The following is a 24,871-nucleotide window of genomic DNA, read 5'->3' on the forward strand; positions in this document are numbered from 1 at the left end:
TCAGAAGGTCCGCCGCGCGCTCAGGAACCATTCGCGGGGCCGCCCGAACGCCCCCTCCGTGATCCCGCCGAAGGAATCCACGAAGCCCGATCCCAGATAGACTTGCTTGGTCAGGTTCTTGACGCCCAGCGTGATCAGCCAGCTTTCCGGCTCGTCGCTATAGCCGATGGAGGCGTTCACCAGATGATAGCCCTTCTGGATCAGCAGCGGGCTGTTCACCGCGTCATTATAGACCTTCGACCGGTAGGACCAGTCGACCCGCGGCGTGAACCGGCCCACCCCGTCGACCCGGATGTCGTAGGAAGCCCCCGCGCTCAGCGTCCATTTGGGCGCATTCTGCAAATGGGAATCCCTGGTCACGCCGCTGTTGAGCGCCCGAATGTCCACCTGCCGATATTTCGCGTCCAGATAGCCGAGCCCCGCCTCCAGCTTCAGCGCCTCGGTCGGCCGGGCCTGCACTTCCAGCTCCAGCCCCTTGATGCGCGCCTTCGCCGCATTCTGGATGATCGGCGCGAAACCCAGACGCGGATCGTTCACGGTGATCTGCAGATCGTCATAATCGTTGACGAAGGCCGCGCCATTCACCCGCAGCCGCCGGTCGAACAGGTCGGACTTGAAGCCGACTTCGTAGGTGGTGCTGGTCTCCGGCCGGAAGGACGGAATATTGGCGAAGGGCGGGAAGACGCGCTGGGTGAAGCCGCCGCCCTTGAACCCCTGCGAATAGGATGCGTAGGTCAGGAATTCGGGCGACCAGCGATAGGAAAGGCTGGCCATCGGCGTCCAGGCGCGGTCCTTGATCGTCGTCCGTCCGGGCGGGCCCATCAGCGGATCGCCGTCCTGCAACCCCGACCCGTCGGGATTGAAGGGCTGCCCCGTCAGGAAGCCCGCCGCCACGACATATTGATTGCCATTGTCGAATGTCTTCTTGTCCTCGGTCCAGCGTATGCCGCCGGTCAGGCTGAGATTATGGACGATCTCGAACGTCGCCTGACCGAAGGCGGCAAGGCTCCGTCCATCGAGGATCGCACCGCTCATGAAGACGGCGTCGACAATGTTGACCAGATCCTGGTGATTGCCGCTTTCCTTCGAATAATAGCCGCCGACGACCCAGTTCAAACGACTGTCGAGCGCATCGCCGATCAGTTGCAATTCTTCCGAAAACTGATCCTGCTTCCAGTCGCTCTTGGTCTGGACGATGCTGGCCGGGCTATGATCGGAATCGCGGGTCCAGAAACCCGTCACCTTGCGGTAGGCGGTGATGGACTTGGCCGACACATTCTCGCCCAGCCGCCATTCCACCGTGCCGGAAACGCCCCAGATATTGAGGTCCGACGCCGACTGGTAACGGCGCTTCCCGAAATTGTCGAAGACGCTCGACACCGCCCGGAACGTGCCGCCATGGCGATAGGGCGCCTGCGCCCACTGGCTGTTGTAACAGCGCGTGTCGGACAGCCGGGCCGGGTTGGACAGGTCGGTGCAGATGCCCGCCGCGCCCGAATAAAGGCCGTTCCACACCTGCGCCGCCGGCGCGTTCTCATCGACCGCGAGCATGACGTTGGGCGCGGTTTCCTCCCGCGACCGCGTGCCGTCGACGGCGATGTTGATGGAAAGCTTGCTCGTCGGCTCCAGCCGCAGCGCGAAACGCCCCGCCATCGTATTGGTGTCGCCCAGGTCCGGCGCCAGCGGCACCGTGCCTTTCACATAGCCGTCGCGCATATGATAAAAGCCCGAAAGGCTGGTATAGACCCCCTCGGCCAGCGGCACGTCGATCGAGCCCTTGATCTGCACCCGGTCGTAGCTGCCGGTCGTCAGCTCCAGGCTGGCCCCCGGATCGTCGGCGGGCTTCTTCGTGACCACGCTCACCGCGCCCCCGATGGTGTTGCGGCCGAACAAAGTCCCCTGCGGCCCGCGCAGCACCTCGATCCGCTCGACATTGAGGACGTCGAGCACATTGCCGACCCCCCGCGAAATATAGACGCCATCCAGATACAGTCCCACGCCCGGATCGGCGGAAAGCTGATAGTCATTCTGCCCGATGCCGCGAATGAAGATCGCCGCCGTGGCGTTGCTGGCCGATACCGGCACCGAACTGTTGAACTTCACATTCGGCGTGAAGTCTCCGATCTGCGTGACATTATCGATCCCCCGCTGCGCCAGACCTTCCGAAGTCACCGCCGAGATGGAGATCGGCGTATCCTGAAGCGACTCCGCGCGGCGACGGGCGGTGACGGTGATTTCCGCGATACCGCTATTCTGGCTCGCAGCCGGGTCTTCCGGCGCCTGCTGCGCCAGAACGGGCGCTCCGGACGCCAGCGCCAGCCCGGCGACCAGCGCGCGCACCGAACCCGATTGCAGACGCCGGGCCGCGCGGCCGGACGATATGGGTTTGCAGCTTTCATCTTCCATATTTGACTCCCCGTCTCGATTGGCATTTTGTTTTTCTGGTACCGCCATAATCGAACCCAGATCGGCCAGCCGCGCTAGCCTGATCCCGCGAAGTTCATCATCTGAGCGCGACGGAGTGAGGAACCGCGAAAAAGCCCTTCCGCACCGCTTCCGTCCCCCCGCGCCTTTGATGCGCCCCCAGGCTAAGGCGCACCGGATCGGGCTAGCGGGGCATGGCGCGCGCCGACATCATCCATGCCGATTTCACGCATTCGGAAGCCGCAACGACAACCGATGCAACGGCAAGGACAGGATGATGAACGACGCGCATCGCTGGTTACACGAACATCCCGAACTGGGATCGGGCCCCATCTCCATCGAACCCTATATCGACCCGGACTGGTATGAACGGGAACGGGAGAAGATATTCAGGAAGGTCTGGCTCTGCGTCGGCCGCGTCGACGAAATCCCCGACAGGGGCGATTACAAGGTCAAGCGCCTCGCCGCCGCCGACACGTCGGTCATCCTGATGCGCGGCAAGGACGATGTCGTGCGCGCCCATCACAATGTCTGCGCCCATCGCGGCAACACCGTCGTCACCGAAACCGGCCCGGAAACCTTCGGCCGCAGCAAGGCGGCCATCGTCACCTGCCGTTTCCACGGCTGGGTCTATGGCGCGGACGGCGCGCTGAAACATGTGCCGAGCGAGGAACGCTTCTACCCATGTTTCGACAGGCAGCGGAACGGCCTCACCCCGATCCATACCGATGTCTGGGAAGGCTTCATCTTCGTCAACCTGGCCGAAAATCCGGACAACAGCCTGACCGATTTTCTGGGCGACTATGCCGCGCATTTCGCGGGCTTCCCCTTTGCCGAACTCAGCTACCAGTTCACCTACCACACCGAACTGGAATGCAATTGGAAGGTCGCGCACGACGCCTTTGCGGAGGCCTATCATGTCGACACCATCCATGCCGGCTCCTTCCCCAACACCTTCTCCACCGGGCTGCAAAATGTGAAGCTGATGGGCCCGCACCGCAGCTGCGCCGTCTGCCTGACGCTGGGCGCGAAACCCACCCCGGTCGCGGGCATCGCCAATAGCATCGCCGGCGCCTCGCTCGTCACCCAGCGCGCCGAAACCATGCTGCCCCCCGCGATCAACCCGGACAAGCGCGACGATTTCGCCTTCGAACTCAGCGTCCTCTTCCCCAACACGCTGATCCACGTGTCGGAAGGCATCTGGTTCACCCACCAATTCTGGCCCATCGCCCATAACCGCACGCTCTGGGAGGGCCGCTATTATGTCCGCCCGCCAAAGACCAACGCCGAACGCTGGGCCATCGAACATGCGATGACGCTCCAGCGCAACGCCTGGCTGGAGGACACCGCCACCATGGAGGACACGCAAAGGGCGATGCAGTCCCGCGCCAAGCTCGTCCAGAATCTCCAGGACGACGAAATCCTCATCCGCCACAGCGCCGCCGTGGTCGACCGATATGTCAATGCGTGAGGGGGAAAAGACCATGACGCAACCCACTTTGCCCACCGGCTTCGAAGACCTCTCCCTTTGCCTCGACTGGAACCTGCCGACGGCCGACCAGCGCCAGCGCAAGCGGCAGGCGTCGAACGCGGCGGAACTGCGCGCCTTCTACGACCGCATGCTGCCCCGCCTGCCGGACGCGCTGGCGGAGGTCGACCGCTTCCCGCTGGGCGCGCTGCCGGAAAGCCACCACCCCCTCTACAATCTCGCCCTCTCGCTGGCCGAGGTCGCCCCGCATATCGAACTATATTCCGGCTCCCCCGGCGTCCCCTATGCGTTCGAGGAGGCGCGCTTCGTCGCCGTCCATGGCGGGCAGGAGACATGGCGCGGGCTGCGCCCGATGGCCGCCTGAATATGGCCCCCCTGCCCATGGAGGAACGGCTGTTCCGCATCGAAGCGCGCCAGGAGATGGAAGGTCTCGTGGCGCGCTACGCCCACGGCGCGGACCGAAGGAACGATCCGGCGATCATGCGACCGCTGTTCCACGCGGACGCCACCTGGTCGGCGGAGGGCTTCGCCACCTTCCACGGCGCCGCCGCCATTGCCCAGGGCCTCGCCCGCATCGCCGCCGAACAGGTGCTGTGGTCGATCCACTATATGGTCGCCCCCCATGTCGAATTTATGGAAGACGCCCGCTCGGCGCGCTGCCGCTGGTATCTTTGGGAACTGTCCACCATGGCCGGGGACTCCGGCCCGGAAGATCGCTGGCTGGGCGGCTGGTACGACAGCCTGACAATATATGAGGAAGAAGAATGGAAATTCACGTCCGTGAAGCTGGACCTGCGCGTGCAGGGCGTGGCGACGCCCCCCTGGGCGATCAAGAAAGCGTTCGCCCCATGATCCGCCTCTGCGCAATCGACGATCTCAGCGAAGACGAAGTGCACCGCGTCGAACTGGACGGCGGCCACGGCATCGCCGTCTATCTGCTGGACGGGGAGGTGTTCGCCACCGACGACCTCTGCACCCATGGCGAAGCCTCGCTGGCGGAAGGCGAGATAGAGGATGGCAAGATCGTCTGCCCCTTCCACCTCGGCAGCTTCGACATCAAGACCGGCGCGGCCTGCGCGGCCCCCTGCTCCATCGCGCTCAAAACCTATGCGGTAGAGATCATCGACGGCGCGGTGCATATCGCGCCCTGATGGTCGGTGCAGCGCTTAAGTCAAACCTCCACCCTGTTCCTGCGAAGGCAGGAACCCAGTCCCGCCGCTGGAACTGGACTCTCACGAGCCACTCGTCTCGTTCGAGTGCCTTCGCAGGAGTACGCTGCGCCTCAATCCCACCGGAACAGAACTGACACGCGCCCGCCCCTCACCCCTTCAACTGCCGCAACGTAGCCGAGGGCCGCTCCCCGAACCGCTCCGCATAGTCACGCGCGAATTTGCTCAAATGGCTGAACCCGCAGGCCAGCGCGACATCGGTCACGCTATGCCCCTCCTCCACGCCGCCCAGCAGCATCTTGCGCGCCAGGTCCAGCCGCACATTTTTGAGGTAAACCATCGGCGTCACCCCGCGAAACCGCCGGAACCCCGCATGCAGCGACCGCGCGCTGACCCCGGAAATCTCGATCATGTCGATCAGGGAGATCGCCTCGCACGCATGGCCCCGCACGAAATCCTCGACGCGCCGCACATAATAGGGCGCGGGCCCGGATGGCGCGCTGTCGAACAGTTCGGAATGATTGTGCGGCACCGCCGCCAGCAGCAGGCGCTTCAGCGTATCCTCCACCGCGCCGCTCGCGCGGGGATGGGTATAGCCCGTCAGCCCGTAATCGATGTCGTCGCAGATAGTACGGACCAGATGGGCAAAGGCCTGCGCCGCCCCCACCAGCGGCACCGGCCGGGTCGAAAAGACCAGATCGTCCGGCCGGAACCCCAGTTCGCTCGCCAGCACCTGCTCCAGATCGGCCTTGGGTATCTTGATGGTGAAATGCTTGTAGCCCGCCTCGAACGTCTGGCGGAAATGCGAATCCGGGGCCAGCACGCACATCTCGCCGGGCGCCAGGCTGAAACTGTCCCTGTCATGGGTGATGAAGGACGTGCCCGTCAGCGAGAATTGCACCAGATAGATCTGCCCCATCTGCGGCACGTCGATGGAAATCCGCCCGAAGGGATTGCCATAATCCTGCGCGTTGAAGGTCAGCGCCTTGAGCTGCGCCTGATTGTGGCGGAAATCGATCGGCGGCCGCCCGCCCTGCACGTCCAGCCTGTGGGGGCAGAACATCCGGCTCATATGCGCCTCGACATCGCCCGCGTCGGTGCTGCTGAACCTGTTCCACTGAACCAGCGGAAGCGCCTCGCCATTCCAGAAGCGGCTCGGCGCAGCCATTTGCGTCAACATGCTCGTCCTCCCTGGCCCGGTCCCCGACCCGGCTTGAAACGCCTGCCTCGCTCCGGTGGACGCTGCCCACCCCGGCGACGGATCATCGACACGGCCCTCCCTCGGCTGCATCGACATCCGGAAAATGACGCGCCGGACATGGCGGTCCCGCGATCCGGAACGCAGCGTGCCGGAAGCGCGGACGACCGCCATTTGCAGGCCGTCATGGCTGGATGTCGTTACAGCCTCGTCCCTTTCGCGATGACACTCTTATTACAGGGCCGGGTCAAGCCTGCCGCCCGAAAAGACCGCGCGATCAGGGCAAGGCCTGCGCTCAGGGGATAGTTGCCGCGGCGATTTTGGCCCAGCTTCGAAGCATCGGCATGGGCTGTCGCCGGCCCGAACGATCCGCAATGTCGATGAGAAACAGGCCGTTGCCCCTCGCCGCCCGGCAATCCGTTCGCGCGGCGCGGCGGCGGCGCGCCCGCGACGGCCCGGAAACGCGCCGGATCGTCGCCCGGCGACCGCGCACAGGGGAGGAGAATCGCATTGAACGAGCAAACGGACGTCCTCATCGTCGGCGGCGGCCATGCGGGCGCGCATCTGGCCATTGCGCTGCGGCAGAAGGGCTTTGCCGGCAGCATCGCCGTGGCGGGCGAAGAGGACTGCCTGCCCTATGACCGCCCTCCCCTCTCCAAGGCCTATCTGGTCGGCGCCGTGCAGATCGACCGGCTGCTGCTGCGGGACAGCGGCTATTGGGACGAACAGCGGGTCCGGTTCGAACTGGGATGCAGGGTCCGTTCGCTCGATCCCGCCGGGCGGCGCGCCGAACTGGACGATGGCCGGACGATCCGCTTCGGATGGTGCGTGCTGGCGACCGGCGGCAGGGCGCGCACCCTGCGCTGCCCCGGTTCCGGCCTGCCGGGCATCCATCATCTGCGCACCGTCGCGGATGTGGACGCCATTCGGGCGGGGCTTCGCGGCGGCGGCCGCGTCGGCCTCGTCGGCGCGGGCTATGTCGGGCTGGAGGTCGCGGCGGCGGCGCGCGAAATGGGGCATGAAGTCGTCGTCATCGAGGCGCAGCCCCGCGTCCTCCAGCGCGTCACCTCCCCCCTGCTCTCCGATTTCTTCGAACGGCAGCATCGCCGCCGGGGCGTCGACCTGCGCCTGGGCGAACGGATTGCGGACTTTTCCGGCGCGGATCGCGTCTCTGCCATCCGCCTGGCCTCGGGCGGGGAAATCCCCGTCGACATCGCCATCGTCGGCATCGGCATCGATGCGGAAACGGCGCTCGCGGAACAGGCGGACATCGCCTGCGACGGCGGCGTGCTGGTGGACGGATATTGCCGGACCTCGGCGGAAGGCATATTGGCGATAGGCGACTGCGCGCGGCACCCCAATCCCCATGCGGGCGGGCTCTGGCGGCTCGAATCCGTGCAGCATGCGATGGATTCCGCCGCCACCGCCGCCGACACCATATTGGGGGCGCCGGCCGAATATCGCGCGCTGCCGACCTTCTGGTCCGACCAGTATGACATCAGGCTGCAATCCGCCGGCCTCAACCGGGATGCCGACGACATGGTCGTGCGCGGCGATCCGGAAAACGGTCCGTTCACCGCCCTCTATCTGCGCGGGGGCCGGGTGATCGCGGTCGACGCCATCAACAGCCCCAGGGATTTCATGGGCGCCCGCACCCTGATCCTGAAGGGCGTCGCGGTCGACCGGACAAAGCTGGCCGATCCCGCCATCCCCGTGAAGATGGCGGCCTGAACGCCCGATCTCCCGCCGAAGGCGGCGGTCGGGGATCGGCCCGCGCCCCTATAAGCGCTCCCGCATCTCCCGCGTCACCTCCTCCAGAAAATCCGCCGCCGCCCGCACCCTGGGCAGCCTCTGCAGATCGGCATGCATCACCAGCCAATAGCTGCGCCACACCTCCATCGACTCCGGCATCGACTCCGGCATCGACTCCGGAAACAACTGCACCAGCCGCTCGTCCTCCGCCGCCGCGAAGACGTGCAGCACGCCCAGCCCCATCCCCGCCGCCACCGCCGCATGCTGCGCGGCGCTGGAACTGGCGCGGAAGACGATGGCCGCGCCGGGCAACAGCTGGTCCAGCGCGATCATCTCCGCGAACCCGGCCAGTTCCTCGATATAGGAAACGAAGACATGACGGCTCAGGTCGCCCCGCCCCGTCGGCACCCCCTCCCGCGCCAGATAGGCTTTCGACGCATAGAGGCCCAGGCGGTAATCGGCCAGCTTGCGGGTCACGAACCGTCCCTTGGGTGGCGGTTTCAGCATCACGGCGATCTCCGCCTCCCGCCGCGACAGGCTGGCCGCCTTGCTTTCGGACGCAAGCTCCAGCGTCAGGCGCGGATGGCGCTCCCGCAACTCGGCCACGCGCGGCGCGATCAGATGGCTGGCAAAGGCCTCCGGCGTGGCGAGCCGCACCGTCCCCTCCACCTCCCGGTCGCGCCCCGCGACGCTGCTCATCGCGGCGAGCAGCTCGCTCTCGATCCGCTCGGCATGGGAAACCAGCGCGAAGGCGGCGGGCGTGGGCGTCACCCCGCGCGGGCTGCGGTCGAACAGCCGCGCGCCCAGCGTCGCCTCCATATTGGTCAGGCGCCGGGCGACCGTGCTATGATCCACCCCGACCCGGCGCGCGGCGGCCAGCATGTTGCCCTCCCGCATCACGGCCAGGAACAGGCGCAGTTCGTCGGAATTCAGCATGGGCAAATCCGCACAACCAATGTGTCCACATACCCGTATATCTGCAAAGCTGACCCGTCTATACCAAAGCCATCCACCGGCAGGAGAGGAAACCGGAAAAATGCGTTCAATTACTCATTTCATTCATGGACAATCCGCCCCGCTCGCCGGCGCCCGCCTGTCCGACGTGCTGAACCCCGCCACCGGCGCGGTCCAGGCGCAGGTCGAACTCGCCACCGCCGCCCATCTCCAGAAGGCGGTGGATTCCGCCCTCGCCGCCCAGCCCGAATGGGCCGCCACCAACCCGCAGCGCCGCGCCCGCGTCATGTTCCGCTTCAAGGAACTGATCGAACAGAATATGGACGAACTGGCCGTCCTGCTCTCCTCCGAACATGGCAAGGTCGTCGCTGATGCCAGGGGCGACATCCAGCGCGGCCTGGAAGTCGTCGAATTCGCCTGCGGCATCCCCCATCTGCTGAAGGGCGAATACACCCAGGGCGCGGGTCCGGGCATCGACGTCTATTCCATGCGCCAGCCGCTGGGCATCGCCGCTGGCATCACCCCCTTCAACTTCCCCGCGATGATCCCCCTCTGGATGAGCGCCATGGCCATCGCCTGCGGCAACGCCTTCATCCTCAAGCCCTCGGAACGCGACCCCTCCGTCCCGGTGCGCCTCGCTGAACTCGCCATGGAGGCAGGCATGCCCGCCGGCATCCTGAACGTCGTCCATGGCGACAAGGAGATGGTCGACGCCATTCTCGACCATCCCGCCATCAAGGCGGTCAGCTTCGTCGGATCGTCCGACATCGCCAATTACGTCTATGCCCGCGGCGCGCAGAACGGCAAGCGCGTGCAGGCGATGGGCGGCGCCAAGAATCATGGCATCATCCTGCCCGACGCCGACATGGATCAGGCAGTGGCCGACATCGTTGGCGCGGCCTATGGTTCGGCGGGCGAACGCTGCATGGCGCTGCCGGTGGTCGTACCGGTGGGCGAGGCGACCGCTGACGCCTTCCGCGCCAAGCTGCTGGACGCCATCGAAACGCTGCGCCCCGGCATCCCTACCGATCCCGACGCGCAATATGGCCCGCTCGTCACCGGCGTGCACAAGGCCCGTGTCGAAAGCTATATCCAGATGGCCGCCGACGAAGGCGCGGAGATCGTGGTCGACGGGCGCGGCTTCTCGCTTCAGGGCTATGAGGAGGGCTTCTATCTCGCCCCGACGCTGATCGACCGGGTAACGCCGCAGATGAAAAGCTATCAGGACGAGATTTTCGGCCCGGTGCTCCAGATCCTGCGCGCCCAGAGCTTCGAGGAGGCGCTCAGCTATCCGTCGAAGCATCAATATGGCAATGGCGTCGCCATCTTCACCCGCAACGGCGACTATGCGCGCAAATTCGCCGCCGATGTCGAAGTCGGCATGGTCGGCATCAACGTGCCGATCCCGGTGCCGGTCGCCTATCACAGCTTCGGCGGCTGGAAGCGTTCGGGCTTCGGCGATCTCGACCAGTATGGCATGGACGGCGTGCGCTTCTACACCCGCACCAAGAAGATCACACAGCGCTGGCCCGATGGCGGCGCGGTGATCGACCAGAGCTTCGTCATCCCGACGATGCGATAGGCTTCTGCCCGGCAGGGGAACGGAAGCGCCCGCTTGTCCGTTCCCCAGGGTGATGAGCCAGTACCCCGTCACCTTCGATCCCCCGCCGGAGGCTGCCGAATTCTACGCCGAAAGCCTTGCGCATCTGGTGGAATCCGGCATCCCGTTCATGCTGTCGGGCACCTATGCGCTGGGATGCCATACCGGCATCATGCGGCCGACCAAGGATCTGGACGTCTTCTGCAAGCCCGGCGACGCGCCCCGCATCCTCGCTTATTTCAAGGCGCTGGGACATCGCGTCGAATTCGAGGATGAACGCTGGATCGGCAAGGTCTGGCGCGACGGCAATTTCTTCGACGTCATCTACAACATCTCCTCCGCCAGCCTGCCCGTGACGGAGGAATGGTTCCGCGATGTCTCCCATGCGGAGGTCTATGGCACGACGGTGCGGATCACGCCGCCGACCGAATTCATCCTCTCGAAGGTCTTCATCCAGGACCGCTACCGCTATGACGGCGCGGACGTCGCGCATATCATCCTGCGGCAGCATGAACATATCGACTGGCAACGCCTGCTGGACGCGATGGAACTGCACTGGGAAGTGCTGCTCATCCACCTGCTGAACTTCCGCTTCATCTATCCGACGGAACGCCATTGCATTCCGCTCTGGCTGTTCGAGGAATTGCTGGGGCGCTTGCAGACCCGCGCCGAACTGCCTGTCCCCAATCTGCGGGTGTGCCGGGGACGGCTGCTGTCGCCGCGCGACTATCTGGTCGACATCACCGATTGGGGCTTTGCCGACGTGGTCGGCAAGGGGCTGGAGGAGAGCCATGATCGCAACCAGTGAGCCGCGGCCCAAGGACAGCCTTGTCCTCGCCGCCGTCGGGGACCTACATGTCACCGATGCGTCCGAACATCGCTACCGCGCCATGTTCGAGGAGATTTCGGCTCAGGCGGACATATTGGCGCTATGCGGCGACCTCACCAATTTCGGCAAGACGCGGGAGGCCGAAATACTGGCCGAAGACCTGCGAAGCTGCACCATTCCGACGGTCGCGGTACTGGGCAATCACGACCATGAATGCGGCCAGCCTGAGGTCGTGGCGCAGATATTGCGCGGCGCGGGCGTGACCGTGCTGGACGATCAGGCGGTCGAGATAAAGGGCATCGGCTTTGCCGGGGTAAAGGGCTTTGTCGGCGGTTTCGGCCGGGGGGAGCTTGGCGCTTTCGGGGAAAGCGCGATCAAGGGCTTCGTCGAGGAATCGATCAACGAGGCACGCAAACTGGAAAATGCGCTGCGATCCCTGCGGACGGAACGGACCGTGGCCGTGCTGCACTATGCGCCGGTGGTGGACACGGTGCAGGGGGAGCCGCAGGAGATTTTCCCCTTTCTCGGTTCCTCACGGCTGGCCGAGGCGATCGACAGGTTCGACAATGTCCGCTTCGCCGTCCACGGCCACGCTCATCGCGGCGCCTTTGAGGGGAAAACGCCCGGCGGCGTTCCGGTCTATAATTGCGCGCAGTTCGTCCTGTCGGAGCGGTTCGACCGTCCCTACGCGCTGATCGCCATTTGACGAGCACGCGCCGGTTTTACGGGACGCCTGAACCAGAAGGTCCAGACTGTCAGCGTGCCGAGCAGCGTCATCGCCAGGCCCGACAGGGTCATGACCAGCCTGAACGCCAGACCGCCGACCTTCGCCGCGTGGAGCGGGTAGAGCAGATTATAGCCCTTCACCGCCATCGGCAGCGTCGCGGCATCGCGCGCCGCAACCAGCGCGCCGCTGTCCGCCGCGAACCAGAGGGTGGTGCGGCCATTGGGCAGCCATTCCTGCGGCCGCCGCATGCGGATTGCGATCAACCCATTATCCTTGCGCGGCAGGCTGAGGCTGCGCAACTCCGCATCGGGAAAGCGCGCCTTGGCCGTCATGACCATGGCCGCCCAGTCAAGCCCTTCGCCGAGTTTGGCGTCGCGCGGCGGCGGTGGAGCGAGCGCCTTGTCGATCTGCGCTGGCGCCCCCGGCCCGAACAGCAGCGCCGCCATCGGCCGGAACACCAGCACGGCCCCTGTGACCAGCGACAGCAGCAGCAGCGGCGCGACGACGACGCCCAGATCGCGGTGATGCCGCACGATCGCAGGGCGGCTCATCCGCGCCGGCCATAGGCGCCATTCGAAAGTCCGCCGCGTGCGCCACCAGAGGATGAGGCCGGTGAACACGAAGAACAGGCCGCAAAGCGCGGCGATGCCGATCACCCAATCGCCCGTCTCGCCGGAAAAGAGATGATGGTGGAAGTCGAACAGCCAGAGTTCGGGCCGCTCCCACTGGCTGCTCCACCGCGTCACCATGGCACCCCGCTGGTCTGCATAGGCGCCGCCGCCATTGTCGAACAGCAGCTTCAGCAACCCGAAATCATCGGACGCATAGCTGATCGACTGGGGCCGTCCCGCCGGATCGGCCATGATGCGCTGCGTCGTCTCGGCCAGTTGGCGGACATCCTCCACGCGCGGGTCGCCGGCATGGGGCGCCAGGGTCCAGGCATTTTTATGCACCAGCAACGCGCCGCTAAGGCCCAGAAGGGCGAGCAGCAGCCCGATCAGCCCGCCGGTCCAGCGATGGAGGGTGTCGATCAGCTTCACTAGAACCTATAGTCCCATGAGAGGGTGAAATTGCGGCCGCGTCCCGCGAAATAATGGGCGTTGTCATTGGGCCGGACGGTCTGGCTGTAATAATCGATGTAGAATGTGTCGAAGATATTCTGCGCCGCGAGCGTCAATGCCCCGAACCGGGTCTGGTAACGCAGCGACAGATCGGTCACGTCATAGCCGTCGAACCGGTAGAGCGGCGGATAGGCGCCCGGCGTCCGTTCGAACTGCCGGGACAGGAAGAATTGCGTCTGGATGCGCGCTGAAACCGGACCGTGCACATAGCTGGCGGCCAGGTTCAGACGGTCAGGCGAGATATTGGCGCCGTCCAGATCGCGATCCACCTTGTCGATGCCATTGTCCGATCCGTCGGTGCGACCGATCAGATGGGCATAGCCGGTCGAGAGGGTCAGCCCCGGCAAAGGCGTCCTGGCCGACAGGTTCAGTTCCAGCCCCTGTATTTCCACCCGCTGACGCTGGACCTCAAACACTCCGCCGCTCTGCACCAGCAGCGATCCGTTCTTGCTGGTCGACCAGAAATAGGCCGCGCTGGCGTCGATCGGGCCTCGCTTCACTTCGAATCCGATCTCCCGGTTGTTGGAGACGATCGGGCTGATATTCACATAATCGTCGATGTCGACGCCGGGCGTGGCGACTGCCCGGGCGATCCGGCCGACATCGGGCACGGTATAGCCCTCGGCATAGCTGGCATAGGCGCGGATGCCGGCCCAGGGTTCCAGGATCACGCCACCATTGAGCAGCGTATCGCTGAAAGTCGGCCTGCCGCCCGCGACGTCGACGCCCCCGCCATAGGTCCAGAGGGTATGATAGTCGTCGATGCTGATGCGCACATCCTCATGACGCAATCCGCCCGCCACGCGCAGCTTCTTGTCGAACAGCGCCAGATTGAACTGGGCGAAGGGCGCGAGGCTGCGATAGTCGGTCGGCGGCACCCAGGTCCGACCGGTCGCGATCAGCCGCTGTTCGGTCAGGTCATAGAGCGCGTCGAAGCCGATGGTGGCGGTCAGCGCCTCGAACCCCGGCATCGCGCGTTCATAGCTGATCTTGCCGCCATATTTGCGGCTGCGGTTCTGCGACTGGTCGAACAGCGTATCCCTGGGCGCGATGCGCGGGTCCTGGAAGCTGGCGATCGGCGCCACCTCCCCGCCATAGGTGTCGCGCGAGCGGTTGAAGAAGAGCTGGGCGATGAAATTGCCGCCCCACAAATCGCTGTCGGTCAGTGTCACCGCCGCGCTTTCGGTACGGTTGGTGGCGGGAACGCCCGGCGGCGTGCCGCGCACAGAGGTGGTCGGCCGGTCGACGCGATAGTCACCGTCCGCTGCGACATAATCGCCCTCTCCCTTCAACTGGAAGCGGCTCATGGTCAGGTCCAGCCGGGCGCTGTCGCTGAGCGCATAGCCGAAGCGGCCGAACAACGACCAACTCCGGCTATCCTGCGTCTCGCCCTGGGTCAGGTCGGTGCCGACGCGATTGCCATGGCCGTCGTAAAAGGCGCCGCGCTTCTCATAGGCTGCGCCCACCGTCGCATCCCACCGCCCGGAACGCCAGCCGATCAGCCCCGCCACCTTGCCCCCGATGCCGTCGCTGCGAAAGCCGGTGTCGGCATTGCCCTGCACCAACATCCGGCCGGTCAGTCCATCCGCCTGGGGAGGCGCAACGGTCACCTGGTTGACGATGCCGCCCGTGCCGCCGATCCCCTGCAGCGCATTGGAGCCGTAGATCAGCTCCACCCGGTCGATGAAGAAAGGATCGATGGTGAAGCCATCCCTCGCTCCGTCGCGCAGCGGAGCGGTCTGCGGAATGCCGTTGATCGCATAAAGCGGCGAGCGGCCGCGCAGCGTCTCCCCCGCGCCGGACAGCTTCTGCCGCGTCGGCGAGAAGGAGGGGGTCAGCGCGGACACCGCATCGACGATGGACCCGCCGATTGCGACCTGCTGGTTGAGCGTTTCCTGATCGATGACGTCGATGGTCAGCGGCAGGGCGTTGGCGGGCAGGATCGTGCGCGCCGCAGTCACGATGATCGGGCCGGCATCCTCGGCTGCAGGTTCGGACTGGGCCAGCGCAGGCTGGCTCAACAGCGCGAGCGCGCTGGTGGCGAACAGGACAGACGAGCGGATATGCATTCTTTCCCCCATAAGGCTGCTCGTCCGCTAGCCAAATGAGCAGGATGTTGCAAGTCATTAGCAGCATAAGAAGGGTGTTTTGCGGGTCGGGCCTGCGTGCACCCTAGCTTTCGATCAACGCTTTCAAGGCCTTCAGGTCGCGGTTGATCCAGCGGATGTCGGCGGCGAATCGGTCATCGTCCATGTCCGGTTGGCGGAACAGCGTGAGCATGACTTCCGCCCCTTCGCCATTCTGCACGACGCGCAGCGGGACAAACACCTCCTCGCCGTTGCCCAGGTCGACATGATGATCCATCACGCCATAGACATTATGCGGCGTGAAGCGGATGCGGATCGGCCCTTCAGGGCCATCGGCCAGCCAGTGCGCGCCTTCCTGCCGCAAGCCGGATTCGGCAAGGCCCGACGCCCAGCGCGGGAAATATTCCGGCCGCCAGATGATTTCGTAAAGTGCGCGCCAATCGCGGGCGATGGTGATGCTGAAGGTCCGGGCGGGCAGCATGTCGCTCTCCAATGAATCGTTGCGCGGGGCCATAGCATGGGATGGACGATCTCGCCCTTGCGTTCCGGCCGATATGGGACGAACATCCCTGCTTCCAAGCGACCGGCTTCATCAAGAGAGACGGATGGATTGGAGGAGAGCCAGGATGAGCGGCTGTTACACCCGGGCCATCGCGCTCGTCGGACCCGCCGGGGCGGGCAAGACCAGCCTTGCCGAAGCGATGCTGTTCATAACCGGCGCGATCCCGCGCCAGGGATCGGTTCAGGCGGGAAACAGCACGGGCGACGCCAGCCCGGAGGCGCGCGAACGGGGCAGTTCCACCGAACTCAACCTGATGCATTTCGAATGGATGGGCGACCGGTTCGCGCTGATCGACGTGCCCGGCGCGCCGGGCTTCGCCGCGGATGGGGCATCTGCGCTCGACGTGGCCGACCTTGCCGTCGTGGTGATCGATCCCGATCCCGAGCGCGCCGCGCTGGCCCAGCCGGTGCTGCGCAGGCTGGAGGGCGCGGGCATCCCGCACGCCTTGTTCGTCAACAAGATCGATCAGGCGCGGGGCAGCATAGAGGAACTGTTGACGGCGCTCGCGCCGATGAGCGCCGCCGCTCTGGTGGCGCGCCAGATCCCGATCCGCGCCGGGGAACGAGTCGCGGGCTTCGTCGACCTCGCGCTGGAGCGCGCCTATCATTATGAGACGGGCAGGAAATCGCAGCAGGTCGCGCTCGCCCCGCATGTGAAGGACGATGAAAGCGCGGCGCGTTTCCACATGCTGGAACAATTGGCCGACCATGACGACCTGTTGCTCGAACAATTGCTGTCCGACGAACAGCCCAGCCTGGAAACCGTCTTTGCCGATCTGGCGCGGGAGACCGCCAGCGGCCTGATCGTCCCGGTGCTGTTCGGTTCCGCCTCCAACGGTTTCGGCATCCGACGGCTGTTGAAGATGCTGCGCCATGACACGCCCGCGCCCGCCCGGACGGCGGAGCGACTGGCGATCAGGGGCGAAGCGGCGCAGATCTTCAAGATCTCCCATGCGGCGACGGTCGGCCGGCTGGCGCTGGCCCGCATCTTCGGCGGCGCGCTTGCCGACGGGGCGGAGATGGCCGACGGCAAGGGGCGGCCATTAAGGCCCGGCGGATTGTTCGCGATCCAGGGCATGGCGACGGCGAAGATCCCGGCAGCCGAAGCCGGCTCCATCGTCGGCATCGCCAAGGTCGAGGCCGTTCAGGCAGGCGAGCTGATCGGCATGGCCGGCACGGCCCCGCAGAGCGGCCTGCCGGTGGAGAAGAGGGCGGCGAACTGCGCGCTGGCGATCGCGGCGAAGGACCATAAGGACGAGGTGCGGCTTTCCACCGCCCTCAACCGGCTGGCCGAAGAGGATGCCGGACTGCACTGGGACCAGGATGAAGGTTCGCGGGAGACCCTGCTGCACGGCATGAGCGAGGACCATCTCGCCGTCGCAGTCGACCGGCTGAAGCGGCGTTACGGCGTCGCTGTGTCCGTTCAGGCGCCGACGATTGCCTATCGCGAATCGATCCGCAAGGCCGTGACCCAGCGTGGCCGCCACAAGAAGCAATCCGGCGGCCATGGCCAGTTCGGGGACGTCGTGCTGGAAGTCCGTCCTCTCGAACGGGGCGAGGGCGTGCGTTTCGAGGAACGGATCACTGGCGGCGCGGTGCCCCGGCAATATATTCCGGCGGTCGAGAAGGGCGTGATCGACGCCGTCGCAAGGGGGCCGCTCGGCTTTCCCGTCGTGGATGTCTGCGCGGTGCTGGTGGATGGATCGTTCCACAGCGTCGACAGTTCCGAACTCGCCTTCCGCACCGCCGGGCGCATCGCCATGGCCGACGCCCTGGCGGCGGCGTCACCCTATCTGCTGGAACCGGTCGCCCATGTGACGATCATGAGTCCGGGCGCCGCCACGTCCCGCATCACATCCGCCATTGCGAGCCGCAGGGGCCAGATGTTGCGGATGACGACGCGGGACGGCTGGCACCATTGGGACGTGCTGGAGGTCCTCCTCCCCGAGGCTGGGTTGCAGGGGCTGGAAGCCGAGATCCGCTCGATGAGCCAGGGCATGGCGCGTTATGAGGCGCATTTCGATCATCTGGCGGAGGTCAATGCGAAGCTGGCCGACAGCATCGTGCAGCGGGCGAAGGAGCCGGCTTAGAGCCAATCGACATTCAGATGATGACGAGCCGAAAATGGCGGTTTTACGTCGAAGTTCACAGTGTACGCGCGCGCGCGTGCGAGCGCGCGCGTATGCGAAGGCGGGATTTTGATCGGACGTTTCAAAGAGGGACGCGAGATAGCGCGGCAGGGACGGAATAGGACAGGCCGAATGGGCCCTGTTGGAGAAATAGGATGTTTTTGGAGGAAGCTGTTGCGGTTGGGTGACGCATTTGAGGATGGATACGCGCAGACGCAATGGGGACGGGCTCTAGGCTCAGGACCCAAAGCGGCGGTCCGGCGCGCCTGCGATCAGGCCGGGCTGAGCCCCTTCACCACGAAGGGCAGGCATTCCCCGTCCGGATCGGTCAGGGTCAGATAGGCGCCCGGATGGATGGCATGCGCGTCCAGCCGGTAGATTTTCTCGTCATCCGCCTCCCCCGGCTCATAGGACAGCGCCCAGCCATGCCGGGTGTGCAGCAGCGTACCGTGCCGGTCCGGCTCATTGGGCCAGAACCGCCGCGCCGTCGCCAGTTCGGGATGGATGCGATATTCCCTTTCGTCGATCACGCCGCCGCTGCCGAGCGGCAGGCGCAGGACATAGCTTCGCGCCGCCGATCCGTTGGGAAAGGCCGGCGTCCGGGCAAGTTCAAGGCGTATGGTCGTCCAACTCATGACCATTGCAATCGGATTCCGCGGCGGAAAGAGATATAAGGATTATTCCTGATGGCGACCGCGCCGGGGCAGTCCTAGCCAGAGGGTGAAGAGACGCTTGCCGGGAGACAGACGATGAAATCGGTCCTGCTGCACATTCATGAAGATCATGGCGCGGAAAGCCGCTTGCAGGCGGCCTGCGATCTCGCCCGCGCATCGGGCGCGCATATCCATTGCGTGCAGGTGACCGCCATGCCGGATTTCGTGGCGGCCGACATGTATGGCGGCGCTTCCATGGCGCCGGCGATGATGGCGGAGCTTTACGACATCGACGAAAAGGCGCGAATGCGCACCGAGGACCGGCTGCGCCGCGAGGACGTGAGCTGGGACTGGCGCCATGTGGAGGGCGACGTCGTACATGGCCTGCTGTCCGCCGCGACGCTGACCGACGGCATGATCGTCACCCTGCCGTCCGGGCCGCGCCGGGAATTCGCCGACCCGCTGCACCTGGCCGCCGATCTGGCGCTGGCCGGGCGGGTTCCCGTGATCGCCGTGCCGCAGGAGGCGAAGTCCTTTCCGGTGACGGGCCGCGCCGTCGTGGCGTGGGAGGGCTCGCAGGAAGCCTCCGCCGCGCTGCGCCTGTCCGTGCCGCTGCTGAAGCTGGCGGAGGAGGTGCATGTCGTGACGGTCGAGGAAGCGGGCAAATATCCCTTCCCCGCGACCGACGCGCCCGAATATCTGGCCCGCCATGGCATCAAATGCCAGTTCCATAGCTGGCCGCAGGATGGCCGGACCGTCGAAGCGGCACTGAAGGCTGCGGTCGGCACGCTGAAGCCGGACTGGGTGGTGATGGGCGCCTTCGGCCATAGCCGGCTCAGGGAAATGGTGTTCGGCGGCGTCACCCGCGCCATGTTGCGCGAGATACATGTTCCGCTCTTGCTGGCGCACTGAAGCCACGGCATGGTGGGAGCATGGCGGTAGCGGACGATGAGACGGAAGGCTTGACGCAGCGCGAGCACAGCCTGGAACAGGCGCTGCTCGGCTCGATCCTGGCGACCGTGCCGGACGCGCTGATCGTCATCGACATGCACGGGCAGATCGTGTCCTTCAGCGCGGCGGCCCAGCGCATGTTCCAATATGCCGAAAGCGACGTGCTGGGCGAGAATATCTCGATGCTGATGCCCTCCCCCGACCGGGAGAGGCATGACGGCTATATCGGCCATTATCTGTCCACGGGCGAAAAGCGGATCATCGGCATCGGCCGCCTGACCAGCGCGCGGCGGCGGGACGGGTCGACCTTTCCCATCGAACTGTCGGTGGGCGAGGTGCAGGACGAGGGGCGGCGGCTGTTCACCGGCTTCATCCGCGACCTGACCGAGAGCCAGCAGGCCGAGCGGCGCGTGGCGGACCTGCAGGCGGAACTGGCCCATGCGGGCCGCGTGACGGCGATGGGCACGCTGGCGTCGGCCCTTGCGCATGAACTCAACCAGCCGTTGACCGCCATCGCCAATTATCTGGAGGCGGGGCGCGACATGCTCGACGCCGAGGGTCCGGTGGACCGCGATCTGCTGCGCGAGGCGATGGCGGAAAGCGCGTCCCAGGCGCTGCGCGCGGGGGAAATCATCCGGTCCCTGCGCGAGTTCATCAAGCGCGGCGAGACGATGCGCCAGCCCGAACCCCTGCGCCTGTTGCTGGCGGAGGGGGCGGCGCTGGCCTTCATCGGCGTGGACAGCCGGGGCCTCGACATGGACATCAGCGTCGATCCGCGCGTCGACAAGGTGCTGGTCAACCGGGTGCAGTTGCAGCAGGTCATCATCAACCTCACCAAGAACGCCGTGGAGGCGATGGCCGGCAGCCCGGCGCGCATCCTGCGCCTGTCCGCCATCCCCGGCGAAAACGGCAGGGTCGAGGTGATCGTCGCGGACAGCGGGCCGGGGCTCGCGCCGGAGATGTCACGCACCCTCTTCACCCCGTTCACCACCACCAAGCCATCCGGCATGGGCGTCGGCCTGTCGATCAGCCAGACCATCGTCGAAGGTCATGGCGGGCGCATCTGGGCCGGACCGTCGCAATGGGGCGGCACGGCCTTCCACTTCACCCTGGACGCAGCGGACTAGAGCGTTTGAAGTCGGCCGGCACGGCTGACGGGCTCGCAAAATGCCGCCAACAAGAAGGACCATAGCATGAGCGAGCCATTCCCCATCTATGTCGTGGACGATGACGAGGCGATCCGGCGGTCGTTGTCCTTCATGCTGAAGACGAGCGGTTTCGCGGTGAAGCTGTTCGACGGCGGCCTGCCCTTTCTGAAGGAGGCTGCCGACCTGGAGCCGGGCTGCGTGCTGCTGGACGTGCGGATGCCCGACATGGACGGGCTGGCGGTGCAGCGCGAGCTGCGGGCGCGGGGCATCATGCTGCCCGTGGTGATCATGACGGGCCATGGCGACATCGACATGGCGGTGACGGCGATGAAGGCAGGCGCGAGCGACTTCATCGAAAAACCGTTCGAGAAGGCAGCGTTGCTGGGCTGCGTCGATGCCGCGCGGCGGGTGGCCGTGGCCGACCGTGGCGCGAGCGCGCGGGCGGACGATGCGCGGGCGCGGCTCAACATCCTGACGGAGCGGGAGCGCGAGGTGCTGGACGGGCTGGTGGAAGGGCTGCCCAACAAGACCATCGCCTATGACCTGGGGATCAGCCCGCGCACGGTGGAAATCCACCGCGCCAACCTGATGCAGAAGCTGGAGGTGAAAAGCCTGGCCGAAGCGCTGAGGATCGCATTCCATGCGGGAGCGGAGAAGGACGAGGCGTAGATTGGGCTGGCGGCCGGCATGGCCCCGGCCGAAAACCGTCAGCCCGTCAATATCGCCCATGCCAGCAGGATACAGCCCATGCCCGCCGCCACGGAGACCATGCGGCCCCAGGGCAGCAGCTTCTCCAACGCCACCAGCAGCGTCAGCAAAGCGATCCAGGCCAGGTTCATGGTCCCGCCCACGAACAACAGCGTCATCAGCATCCAGCAGCAGCCGACGCACCAGGCGCCATGCATCATCCCCATCCGCAAAGCGCCGGTCCACCCCGGCCGGTAGTGGCGGCTGAGGAATTGCGCGGGATTGCGGCACTGGCGCAGGCAGGCGTCCTTCCATGGGCTGATCTGATAGGCCCCCGCCCCGATCAGGAGCGCGGCCGCCAACGGGCGGCTGGATGTCGCCATCGCCATGGGGGACAGCATCGCCATTGTGGCCAAGCGCCACTGCGCCAGCGTGGCTGTCAGGGAGAAAAAGCCCCAGACCAGCAGATAGCCCAGGGTGAAGCTCTCCGTCGCGGGGCGCGTGGAGGCGGGGGCGGCGCGAGCGTAGAGGAGGACCATCGGCGCGGCGGAGGGGAGCATCATCGCGATCATCATCACCCACCACATGGCGAACGTCACGACGAACTGCGCGGCTGTCCATGGCATGTCGCCGGGCATCATCATCGCCAGCATCGGGTCTTCCGCCAGGCCGGCCGGAAGCAGGGAGGCGGTCGGCGCCATGCCCATGCCCGCGCCCGAAAGCAGCCAGCCCCAGGCCACAAGGATCAGCACCGCGAGCGCGACAAGCGAAATCAAGCGGTGCCGGGCGAGCACCGCGCCAAATGCCGGCACCGTCAGCCCCTGACGACGCCGTGGCTGTCGAGGTGGAGATAGGCGAACTGGCCGTAGCTCGCCGCATGGTCGAGCCGCATCGGCGCAATCGAGCGGCTGGCGCCGGAGCCGACCTCCGCCACTTCATATTCGAAGCCGTCGGGCAAGTGGATCTGGGCGCGGATTTCCGATCCGTCCACCGGGCTGCGGATCGGTTCGCCGTCCATTTCCAGATGGCCCGGGATGCGCAGGCGGCCCTTGCGTCCTTCCACGTCGACCTCAAAATCGACAGGAACGAAGCTGGGTTCGTGCATGGTGGCGATGGTGGAAGCGAAGACGGCGAAGACCGTCGCCATCGGAGCGGTGTCGCCGCCGGTCATGATCGTCAGCAGGGCATTGCGTTGCGCTTCTGTCGCCCGTTCGTCGACGAAGGCGGCACATTCCCCCTGCCCTTCATGGATCGGGCCGGGCCAGCGGAAGACTGCGGCGATATTGAGGCCCGACAGGTCGGTACTGCCGTGGCGCCCCTCATCGATGGCGAAGCCGAAGGCGGCCTGGCAATGCCCCTTGTCGGGCAGACCGCCAAACTGGCAGTTGCAGCCATATTCACAGTTGCAGTTGGCGAATTCGCGGCCCTTGAGCATCCAGTAGACCATGGTCCGACTCCCCTGACAGCCGGAAGACCATAGCAGATTCACGCGGCCGCGTCGCGCTTTCGGCGGAAGGGATAGAGGAATTGCGCGCGATAGCCCTGGGGCACCTGTTCGGGCACGCCATAGCCGGTCGGCCATGCGCTGTCGGGCAGATGGTGGGTGCCGAACAGGCGGTCCAGCAAAGGGAAGTGGATCGCGAAATTCTTGTCGACCGCGACCTCCTCTATCGCATGATGCCAGTGGTGGAAGCGCGGCGTCGCGACGATGCGGCCGAGGCGGTTGAAGTCGCCGCGCAGATTGGCGTGGAGCAGCGAGGAGTAGATGTAGACGAAGCCGATATAGGCCTGCATCACCGATGGCGAGAAGCCGAAGGTGAGCAGCGGCAGCGATGTCACGCCGCGCAGGGCGATGATCTCGAAGAAATGCATGCGCGCGCCTGCGAGCCAATCCATGGACCTGGCCGAATGGTGCACGGCATGGAAACCCCAGAGGAAGGGGATGCGGTGGAAGGCGCGATGGAACCAATATTGGACGAAATCGGTCAGCAGCACCACTTCCAGGAACTGGAGCGGCCAAGGCTGGCCAGCGATCATGGCGCGGATGCCTGCGAGGCCGGCGGTGTTGGCGTTGATGAAGCTGGACGGCGCCAGCGCGAGGAAGGTGATGAGCTGCACCATCATCGAGCTGATCAGATAATAGAACAGGTCCTCCCGCCATTCCTGTCGGAACAGGCGCTGCTGCGCCCTATGTGGGAAGAGGCGCTCGATCGGAGCGAACATCAGGCCGGTGGCGACCATGTTGACGGCGAAGAAATCGACGCCGAAGAATACGCCCCAATCATGGGTCTCACGCGGCTGGACTTCCGCTCCGCCCAGCAGGGTGGCGAGCAGCGCGACGATGAGCGCGGTGGCGCCGATGGCTTTGCGTGTACGCAAAAGCAGGCTGAGCAATGCCAGGGCATAGCCGCCGATCAGCAGCGCATGGACCATGGGACGCAGCCCGCCCCATGCATGCAGCGCCGCCAGTTCGGGCGTCGAAAACCAGTCGGGCCAGCGTAGCGCCATGACCAGACAGAGCCCGGTGATGCTGAGCAACAGCGCGAAGAAGCCGGAGAACCAACCGCTGCCGAGGCGCCGCACGGCAAGGGGCGATTGCAGGTCGCGTTCCAGACTGTCGAACCAGTTTGCCATGATATGTCCCCTCTGCCTCCGGCTTGCCCCGCCTGCCGTGCCTGCTGCCTATGTTAAAGCTTCGCCCCTGCCGCCCTCAAGCTTTCCTTGACCCGCGCGGTGGCCATTTCGAGAGGGGCCGTCTCGCCCAAAAGGGCGAAGCTGCCGTTGAGCGCGAAGGTGCAATGGCCATGCACCGTCGCCACCAGCGAGCGGGCAAGGCGCGGGGCCACGTCCTTCGCATCCGGCGGCAGGACAGCCGCGACTTCGCGCACGACGACCTCCGTAAGGCCGGCGCGCTGCCGGGCATAATCATCCGGCATGGGCACGCCAGGCGGCAGGCGATGGTCGTAGATCGCCATCCAGATGTTCGTGTTTTCCGATGCGAAGCGGAAATAGCCCTCCACCAGCGCGGCGATCCTGTCCTGCGGCCGGCTGGCGAGGCGCTGTTCCAGAAAGGCGGCCCAGAGGTCGAAGGTACGTGTGTTGATGGCGACGATCAGCCGGTCATAGCTGCCGAAGACATTGTAGAGCGTGCCCACCGAATAGCCGATGCGCTTCGCCACCTCACGCGAGGAGAATTTGGCGAAACCGGACTCGGCCATGTGGCGATGGCCTTCCTCCAGGATGAGCGCCTCCAGTTGTTCGCGGCTATGGTCGGATCGTCTGCCCATGGACAAGCGGATAGAAGATCAATTGAACGCTGTCGAATTATTTTATTGAACAGTGTGTAATTTTTGGGTAGCTGAGACTCCATTGGCTGGGTTTGCAGGGGTTCG

The 24,871-nt window shown here is 65.5% G+C and carries 23 protein-coding genes; 12 read left to right on the plus strand and 11 right to left on the minus strand.

The genetic code is table 11. The features are described 5' to 3' along the window. Positions 1 to 2,406: a TonB-dependent receptor gene (locus tag EWH10_RS16685; protein WP_065847440.1), complete on the minus strand. Its 2,406-nt coding sequence runs from the start codon at positions 2,404 to 2,406 to the stop codon at positions 1 to 3. Between the two features lie 295 nt (positions 2,407 to 2,701). Here EWH10_RS16685 and EWH10_RS16690 point away from each other — a divergent pair, with 295 nt between their 5' ends. Genes EWH10_RS16690 through EWH10_RS16705 form a run of 4 tightly spaced genes read left to right on the plus strand, consistent with a single transcriptional unit; the run spans position 2,702 to position 5,064 of the window. After that, positions 2,702 to 3,895 carry an aromatic ring-hydroxylating oxygenase subunit alpha gene (locus EWH10_RS16690; RefSeq protein ID WP_025548488.1) on the plus strand — a complete coding sequence of 398 codons (1,194 nt, stop codon included), beginning with the start codon at positions 2,702 to 2,704 and terminating at the stop codon, positions 3,893 to 3,895. A gap of 13 nt (positions 3,896 to 3,908) precedes the next feature. Beyond that, positions 3,909 to 4,277: a hypothetical protein gene (locus EWH10_RS16695; protein WP_065847442.1), complete on the plus strand. Its 369-nt coding sequence runs from the start codon at positions 3,909 to 3,911 to the stop codon at positions 4,275 to 4,277. Next, the gene (locus tag EWH10_RS16700; RefSeq protein ID WP_065847444.1) at positions 4,247 to 4,765 is read left to right on the plus strand and encodes a nuclear transport factor 2 family protein; all 519 of its coding nucleotides are present in this window, start codon (positions 4,247 to 4,249) and stop codon (positions 4,763 to 4,765) included. The genes EWH10_RS16695 and EWH10_RS16700 overlap by 31 nt, the downstream gene beginning before the upstream one ends. After that, positions 4,762 to 5,064, plus strand: coding sequence for a non-heme iron oxygenase ferredoxin subunit (locus EWH10_RS16705; RefSeq protein ID WP_065847446.1), 303 nt, complete (start codon positions 4,762 to 4,764; stop codon positions 5,062 to 5,064). Before EWH10_RS16700 ends, EWH10_RS16705 begins: the two co-directional genes overlap by 4 nt. A gap of 169 nt (positions 5,065 to 5,233) precedes the next feature. Here EWH10_RS16705 and EWH10_RS16710 read toward each other — a convergent pair whose 3' ends face one another. Continuing rightward, on the minus strand, positions 5,234 to 6,262 hold the full coding sequence (locus tag EWH10_RS16710) for an AraC family transcriptional regulator (RefSeq protein ID WP_044660980.1): 1,029 nt from the start codon (positions 6,260 to 6,262) through the stop codon (positions 5,234 to 5,236). A 528-nt stretch (positions 6,263 to 6,790) separates the two neighbouring features. Between EWH10_RS16710 and EWH10_RS16715 the strand changes: the two genes are divergently transcribed. Continuing rightward, on the plus strand, positions 6,791 to 8,011 hold the full coding sequence (locus EWH10_RS16715; RefSeq protein ID WP_065847448.1) for an NAD(P)/FAD-dependent oxidoreductase: 1,221 nt from the start codon (positions 6,791 to 6,793) through the stop codon (positions 8,009 to 8,011). Between the two features lie 48 nt (positions 8,012 to 8,059). Here EWH10_RS16715 and EWH10_RS16720 read toward each other — a convergent pair whose 3' ends face one another. After that, positions 8,060 to 8,968: a LysR family transcriptional regulator gene (locus EWH10_RS16720; protein ID WP_065847450.1), complete on the minus strand. Its 909-nt coding sequence runs from the start codon at positions 8,966 to 8,968 to the stop codon at positions 8,060 to 8,062. Between the two features lie 100 nt (positions 8,969 to 9,068). Here EWH10_RS16720 and EWH10_RS16725 point away from each other — a divergent pair, with 100 nt between their 5' ends. From EWH10_RS16725 to EWH10_RS16735, 3 genes are read left to right on the plus strand one after another with little or no spacing between them, the layout of a single operon-like run. Beyond that, positions 9,069 to 10,568 carry a CoA-acylating methylmalonate-semialdehyde dehydrogenase gene (locus EWH10_RS16725; protein WP_065847452.1) on the plus strand — a complete coding sequence of 500 codons (1,500 nt, stop codon included), beginning with the start codon at positions 9,069 to 9,071 and terminating at the stop codon, positions 10,566 to 10,568. 52 nt (positions 10,569 to 10,620) lie between these two features. Further along, a complete protein-coding gene (locus EWH10_RS16730; RefSeq protein ID WP_065847455.1) occupies positions 10,621 to 11,394 on the plus strand; it encodes a nucleotidyltransferase family protein in 774 nt (257 codons plus the stop codon). After that, positions 11,378 to 12,121 carry a metallophosphoesterase family protein gene (locus EWH10_RS16735; RefSeq protein WP_025548476.1) on the plus strand — a complete coding sequence of 248 codons (744 nt, stop codon included), beginning with the start codon at positions 11,378 to 11,380 and terminating at the stop codon, positions 12,119 to 12,121. The genes EWH10_RS16730 and EWH10_RS16735 overlap by 17 nt, the downstream gene beginning before the upstream one ends. Here EWH10_RS16735 and EWH10_RS16740 read toward each other — a convergent pair. The 3 genes from EWH10_RS16740 to EWH10_RS16750 all read right to left on the minus strand — a co-directional run bounded on the left by EWH10_RS16740 (position 12,100) and on the right by EWH10_RS16750 (position 15,831). Continuing rightward, the gene (locus tag EWH10_RS16740; RefSeq protein WP_130030086.1) at positions 12,100 to 13,182 is read right to left on the minus strand and encodes a PepSY-associated TM helix domain-containing protein; all 1,083 of its coding nucleotides are present in this window, start codon (positions 13,180 to 13,182) and stop codon (positions 12,100 to 12,102) included. The genes EWH10_RS16735 and EWH10_RS16740 overlap by 22 nt on opposite strands. After that, a complete protein-coding gene (locus EWH10_RS16745) occupies positions 13,182 to 15,332 on the minus strand; it encodes a TonB-dependent receptor (protein WP_065847631.1) in 2,151 nt (716 codons plus the stop codon). Before EWH10_RS16745 ends, EWH10_RS16740 begins: the two co-directional genes overlap by 1 nt. Positions 15,333 to 15,435: 103 nt before the next feature. Further along, the gene (locus EWH10_RS16750; protein ID WP_025548474.1) at positions 15,436 to 15,831 is read right to left on the minus strand and encodes a hypothetical protein; all 396 of its coding nucleotides are present in this window, start codon (positions 15,829 to 15,831) and stop codon (positions 15,436 to 15,438) included. Between the two features lie 145 nt (positions 15,832 to 15,976). Between EWH10_RS16750 and EWH10_RS16755 the strand changes: the two genes are divergently transcribed. After that, positions 15,977 to 18,001, plus strand: coding sequence for an elongation factor G (locus EWH10_RS16755; protein ID WP_065847633.1), 2,025 nt, complete (start codon positions 15,977 to 15,979; stop codon positions 17,999 to 18,001). Positions 18,002 to 18,312: 311 nt separating this feature from the next. Here the strand turns inward: EWH10_RS16755 and EWH10_RS16760 are convergent, their stop codons facing one another. Then, entirely contained in the window at positions 18,313 to 18,675 is a 363-nt protein-coding gene (locus EWH10_RS16760; RefSeq protein ID WP_025548473.1) for a hypothetical protein, read from the minus strand. 114 nt (positions 18,676 to 18,789) lie between these two features. Here EWH10_RS16760 and EWH10_RS16765 point away from each other — a divergent pair, with 114 nt between their 5' ends. The 3 genes from EWH10_RS16765 (at position 18,790) to fixJ (ending at position 21,461) form a co-directional block, all read left to right on the plus strand. After that, positions 18,790 to 19,605 (plus strand): universal stress protein, encoded by an 816-nt coding sequence (locus tag EWH10_RS16765; protein ID WP_025548471.1) that lies wholly within the window; start codon positions 18,790 to 18,792, stop codon positions 19,603 to 19,605. 20 nt (positions 19,606 to 19,625) lie between these two features. Next, entirely contained in the window at positions 19,626 to 20,771 is a 1,146-nt protein-coding gene (locus tag EWH10_RS16770) for a sensor histidine kinase (RefSeq protein WP_065847635.1), read from the plus strand. 66 nt (positions 20,772 to 20,837) lie between these two features. After that, complete coding sequence (gene fixJ, locus EWH10_RS16775; RefSeq protein WP_025548467.1) at positions 20,838 to 21,461, plus strand: response regulator FixJ; 624 nt, start codon at positions 20,838 to 20,840, stop codon at positions 21,459 to 21,461. A gap of 38 nt (positions 21,462 to 21,499) precedes the next feature. Here fixJ and EWH10_RS16780 read toward each other — a convergent pair whose 3' ends face one another. Genes EWH10_RS16780 through EWH10_RS16795 form a run of 4 tightly spaced genes read right to left on the minus strand, consistent with a single transcriptional unit; the run spans position 21,500 to position 24,766 of the window. Further along, on the minus strand, positions 21,500 to 22,291 hold the full coding sequence (locus EWH10_RS16780; protein WP_065847637.1) for a DUF2182 domain-containing protein: 792 nt from the start codon (positions 22,289 to 22,291) through the stop codon (positions 21,500 to 21,502). A 2-nt stretch (positions 22,292 to 22,293) separates the two neighbouring features. Continuing rightward, complete coding sequence (locus EWH10_RS16785) at positions 22,294 to 22,926, minus strand: DUF1326 domain-containing protein (protein WP_025548464.1); 633 nt, start codon at positions 22,924 to 22,926, stop codon at positions 22,294 to 22,296. Between the two features lie 38 nt (positions 22,927 to 22,964). Further along, a complete protein-coding gene (locus EWH10_RS16790; RefSeq protein WP_065847639.1) occupies positions 22,965 to 24,113 on the minus strand; it encodes a sterol desaturase family protein in 1,149 nt (382 codons plus the stop codon). Between the two features lie 53 nt (positions 24,114 to 24,166). Beyond that, the gene (locus EWH10_RS16795) at positions 24,167 to 24,766 is read right to left on the minus strand and encodes a TetR/AcrR family transcriptional regulator (protein WP_025548462.1); all 600 of its coding nucleotides are present in this window, start codon (positions 24,764 to 24,766) and stop codon (positions 24,167 to 24,169) included. Positions 24,767 to 24,871: the final 105 nt, after the last annotated feature.

Origin of the sequence: Sphingobium fuliginis (assembly GCF_004152845.1) — a bacterium.
Taxonomy (GTDB): Bacteria; Pseudomonadota; Alphaproteobacteria; order Sphingomonadales; family Sphingomonadaceae; genus Sphingobium; species Sphingobium fuliginis.

Bases quoted from the DNA above. Each gene is read 5' to 3' on its own strand.
- EWH10_RS16725 (WP_065847452.1), top strand. From the start codon at position 9,069: ATGCGTTCAATTACTCATTTCATTCATGGACAATCCGCCCCGCTCGCC.
- EWH10_RS16790 (WP_065847639.1), bottom strand. From the start codon at position 24,113: ATGGCAAACTGGTTCGACAGTCTGGAACGCGACCTGCAATCGCCCCTT.
- EWH10_RS16760 (WP_025548473.1), bottom strand. From the start codon at position 18,675: ATGAGTTGGACGACCATACGCCTTGAACTTGCCCGGACGCCGGCCTTT.
- EWH10_RS16745 (WP_065847631.1), bottom strand. From the start codon at position 15,332: ATGCATATCCGCTCGTCTGTCCTGTTCGCCACCAGCGCGCTCGCGCTG.
- EWH10_RS16735 (WP_025548476.1), top strand. From the start codon at position 11,378: ATGATCGCAACCAGTGAGCCGCGGCCCAAGGACAGCCTTGTCCTCGCC.
- EWH10_RS16720 (WP_065847450.1), bottom strand. From the start codon at position 8,968: ATGCTGAATTCCGACGAACTGCGCCTGTTCCTGGCCGTGATGCGGGAG.
- EWH10_RS16700 (WP_065847444.1), top strand. From the start codon at position 4,247: ATGGCGCGGGCTGCGCCCGATGGCCGCCTGAATATGGCCCCCCTGCCC.
- EWH10_RS16785 (WP_025548464.1), bottom strand. From the start codon at position 22,926: ATGGTCTACTGGATGCTCAAGGGCCGCGAATTCGCCAACTGCAACTGT.
- EWH10_RS16705 (WP_065847446.1), top strand. From the start codon at position 4,762: ATGATCCGCCTCTGCGCAATCGACGATCTCAGCGAAGACGAAGTGCAC.
- EWH10_RS16685 (WP_065847440.1), bottom strand. From the start codon at position 2,406: ATGGAAGATGAAAGCTGCAAACCCATATCGTCCGGCCGCGCGGCCCGG.
- EWH10_RS16770 (WP_065847635.1), top strand. From the start codon at position 19,626: ATGGCGGTAGCGGACGATGAGACGGAAGGCTTGACGCAGCGCGAGCAC.
- EWH10_RS16795 (WP_025548462.1), bottom strand. From the start codon at position 24,766: ATGGGCAGACGATCCGACCATAGCCGCGAACAACTGGAGGCGCTCATC.
- EWH10_RS16730 (WP_065847455.1), top strand. From the start codon at position 10,621: ATGAGCCAGTACCCCGTCACCTTCGATCCCCCGCCGGAGGCTGCCGAA.
- EWH10_RS16755 (WP_065847633.1), top strand. From the start codon at position 15,977: ATGAGCGGCTGTTACACCCGGGCCATCGCGCTCGTCGGACCCGCCGGG.
- EWH10_RS16695 (WP_065847442.1), top strand. From the start codon at position 3,909: ATGACGCAACCCACTTTGCCCACCGGCTTCGAAGACCTCTCCCTTTGC.
- EWH10_RS16750 (WP_025548474.1), bottom strand. From the start codon at position 15,831: ATGCTGCCCGCCCGGACCTTCAGCATCACCATCGCCCGCGATTGGCGC.
- fixJ (WP_025548467.1), top strand. From the start codon at position 20,838: ATGAGCGAGCCATTCCCCATCTATGTCGTGGACGATGACGAGGCGATC.
- EWH10_RS16690 (WP_025548488.1), top strand. From the start codon at position 2,702: ATGAACGACGCGCATCGCTGGTTACACGAACATCCCGAACTGGGATCG.
- EWH10_RS16765 (WP_025548471.1), top strand. From the start codon at position 18,790: ATGAAATCGGTCCTGCTGCACATTCATGAAGATCATGGCGCGGAAAGC.
- EWH10_RS16710 (WP_044660980.1), bottom strand. From the start codon at position 6,262: ATGTTGACGCAAATGGCTGCGCCGAGCCGCTTCTGGAATGGCGAGGCG.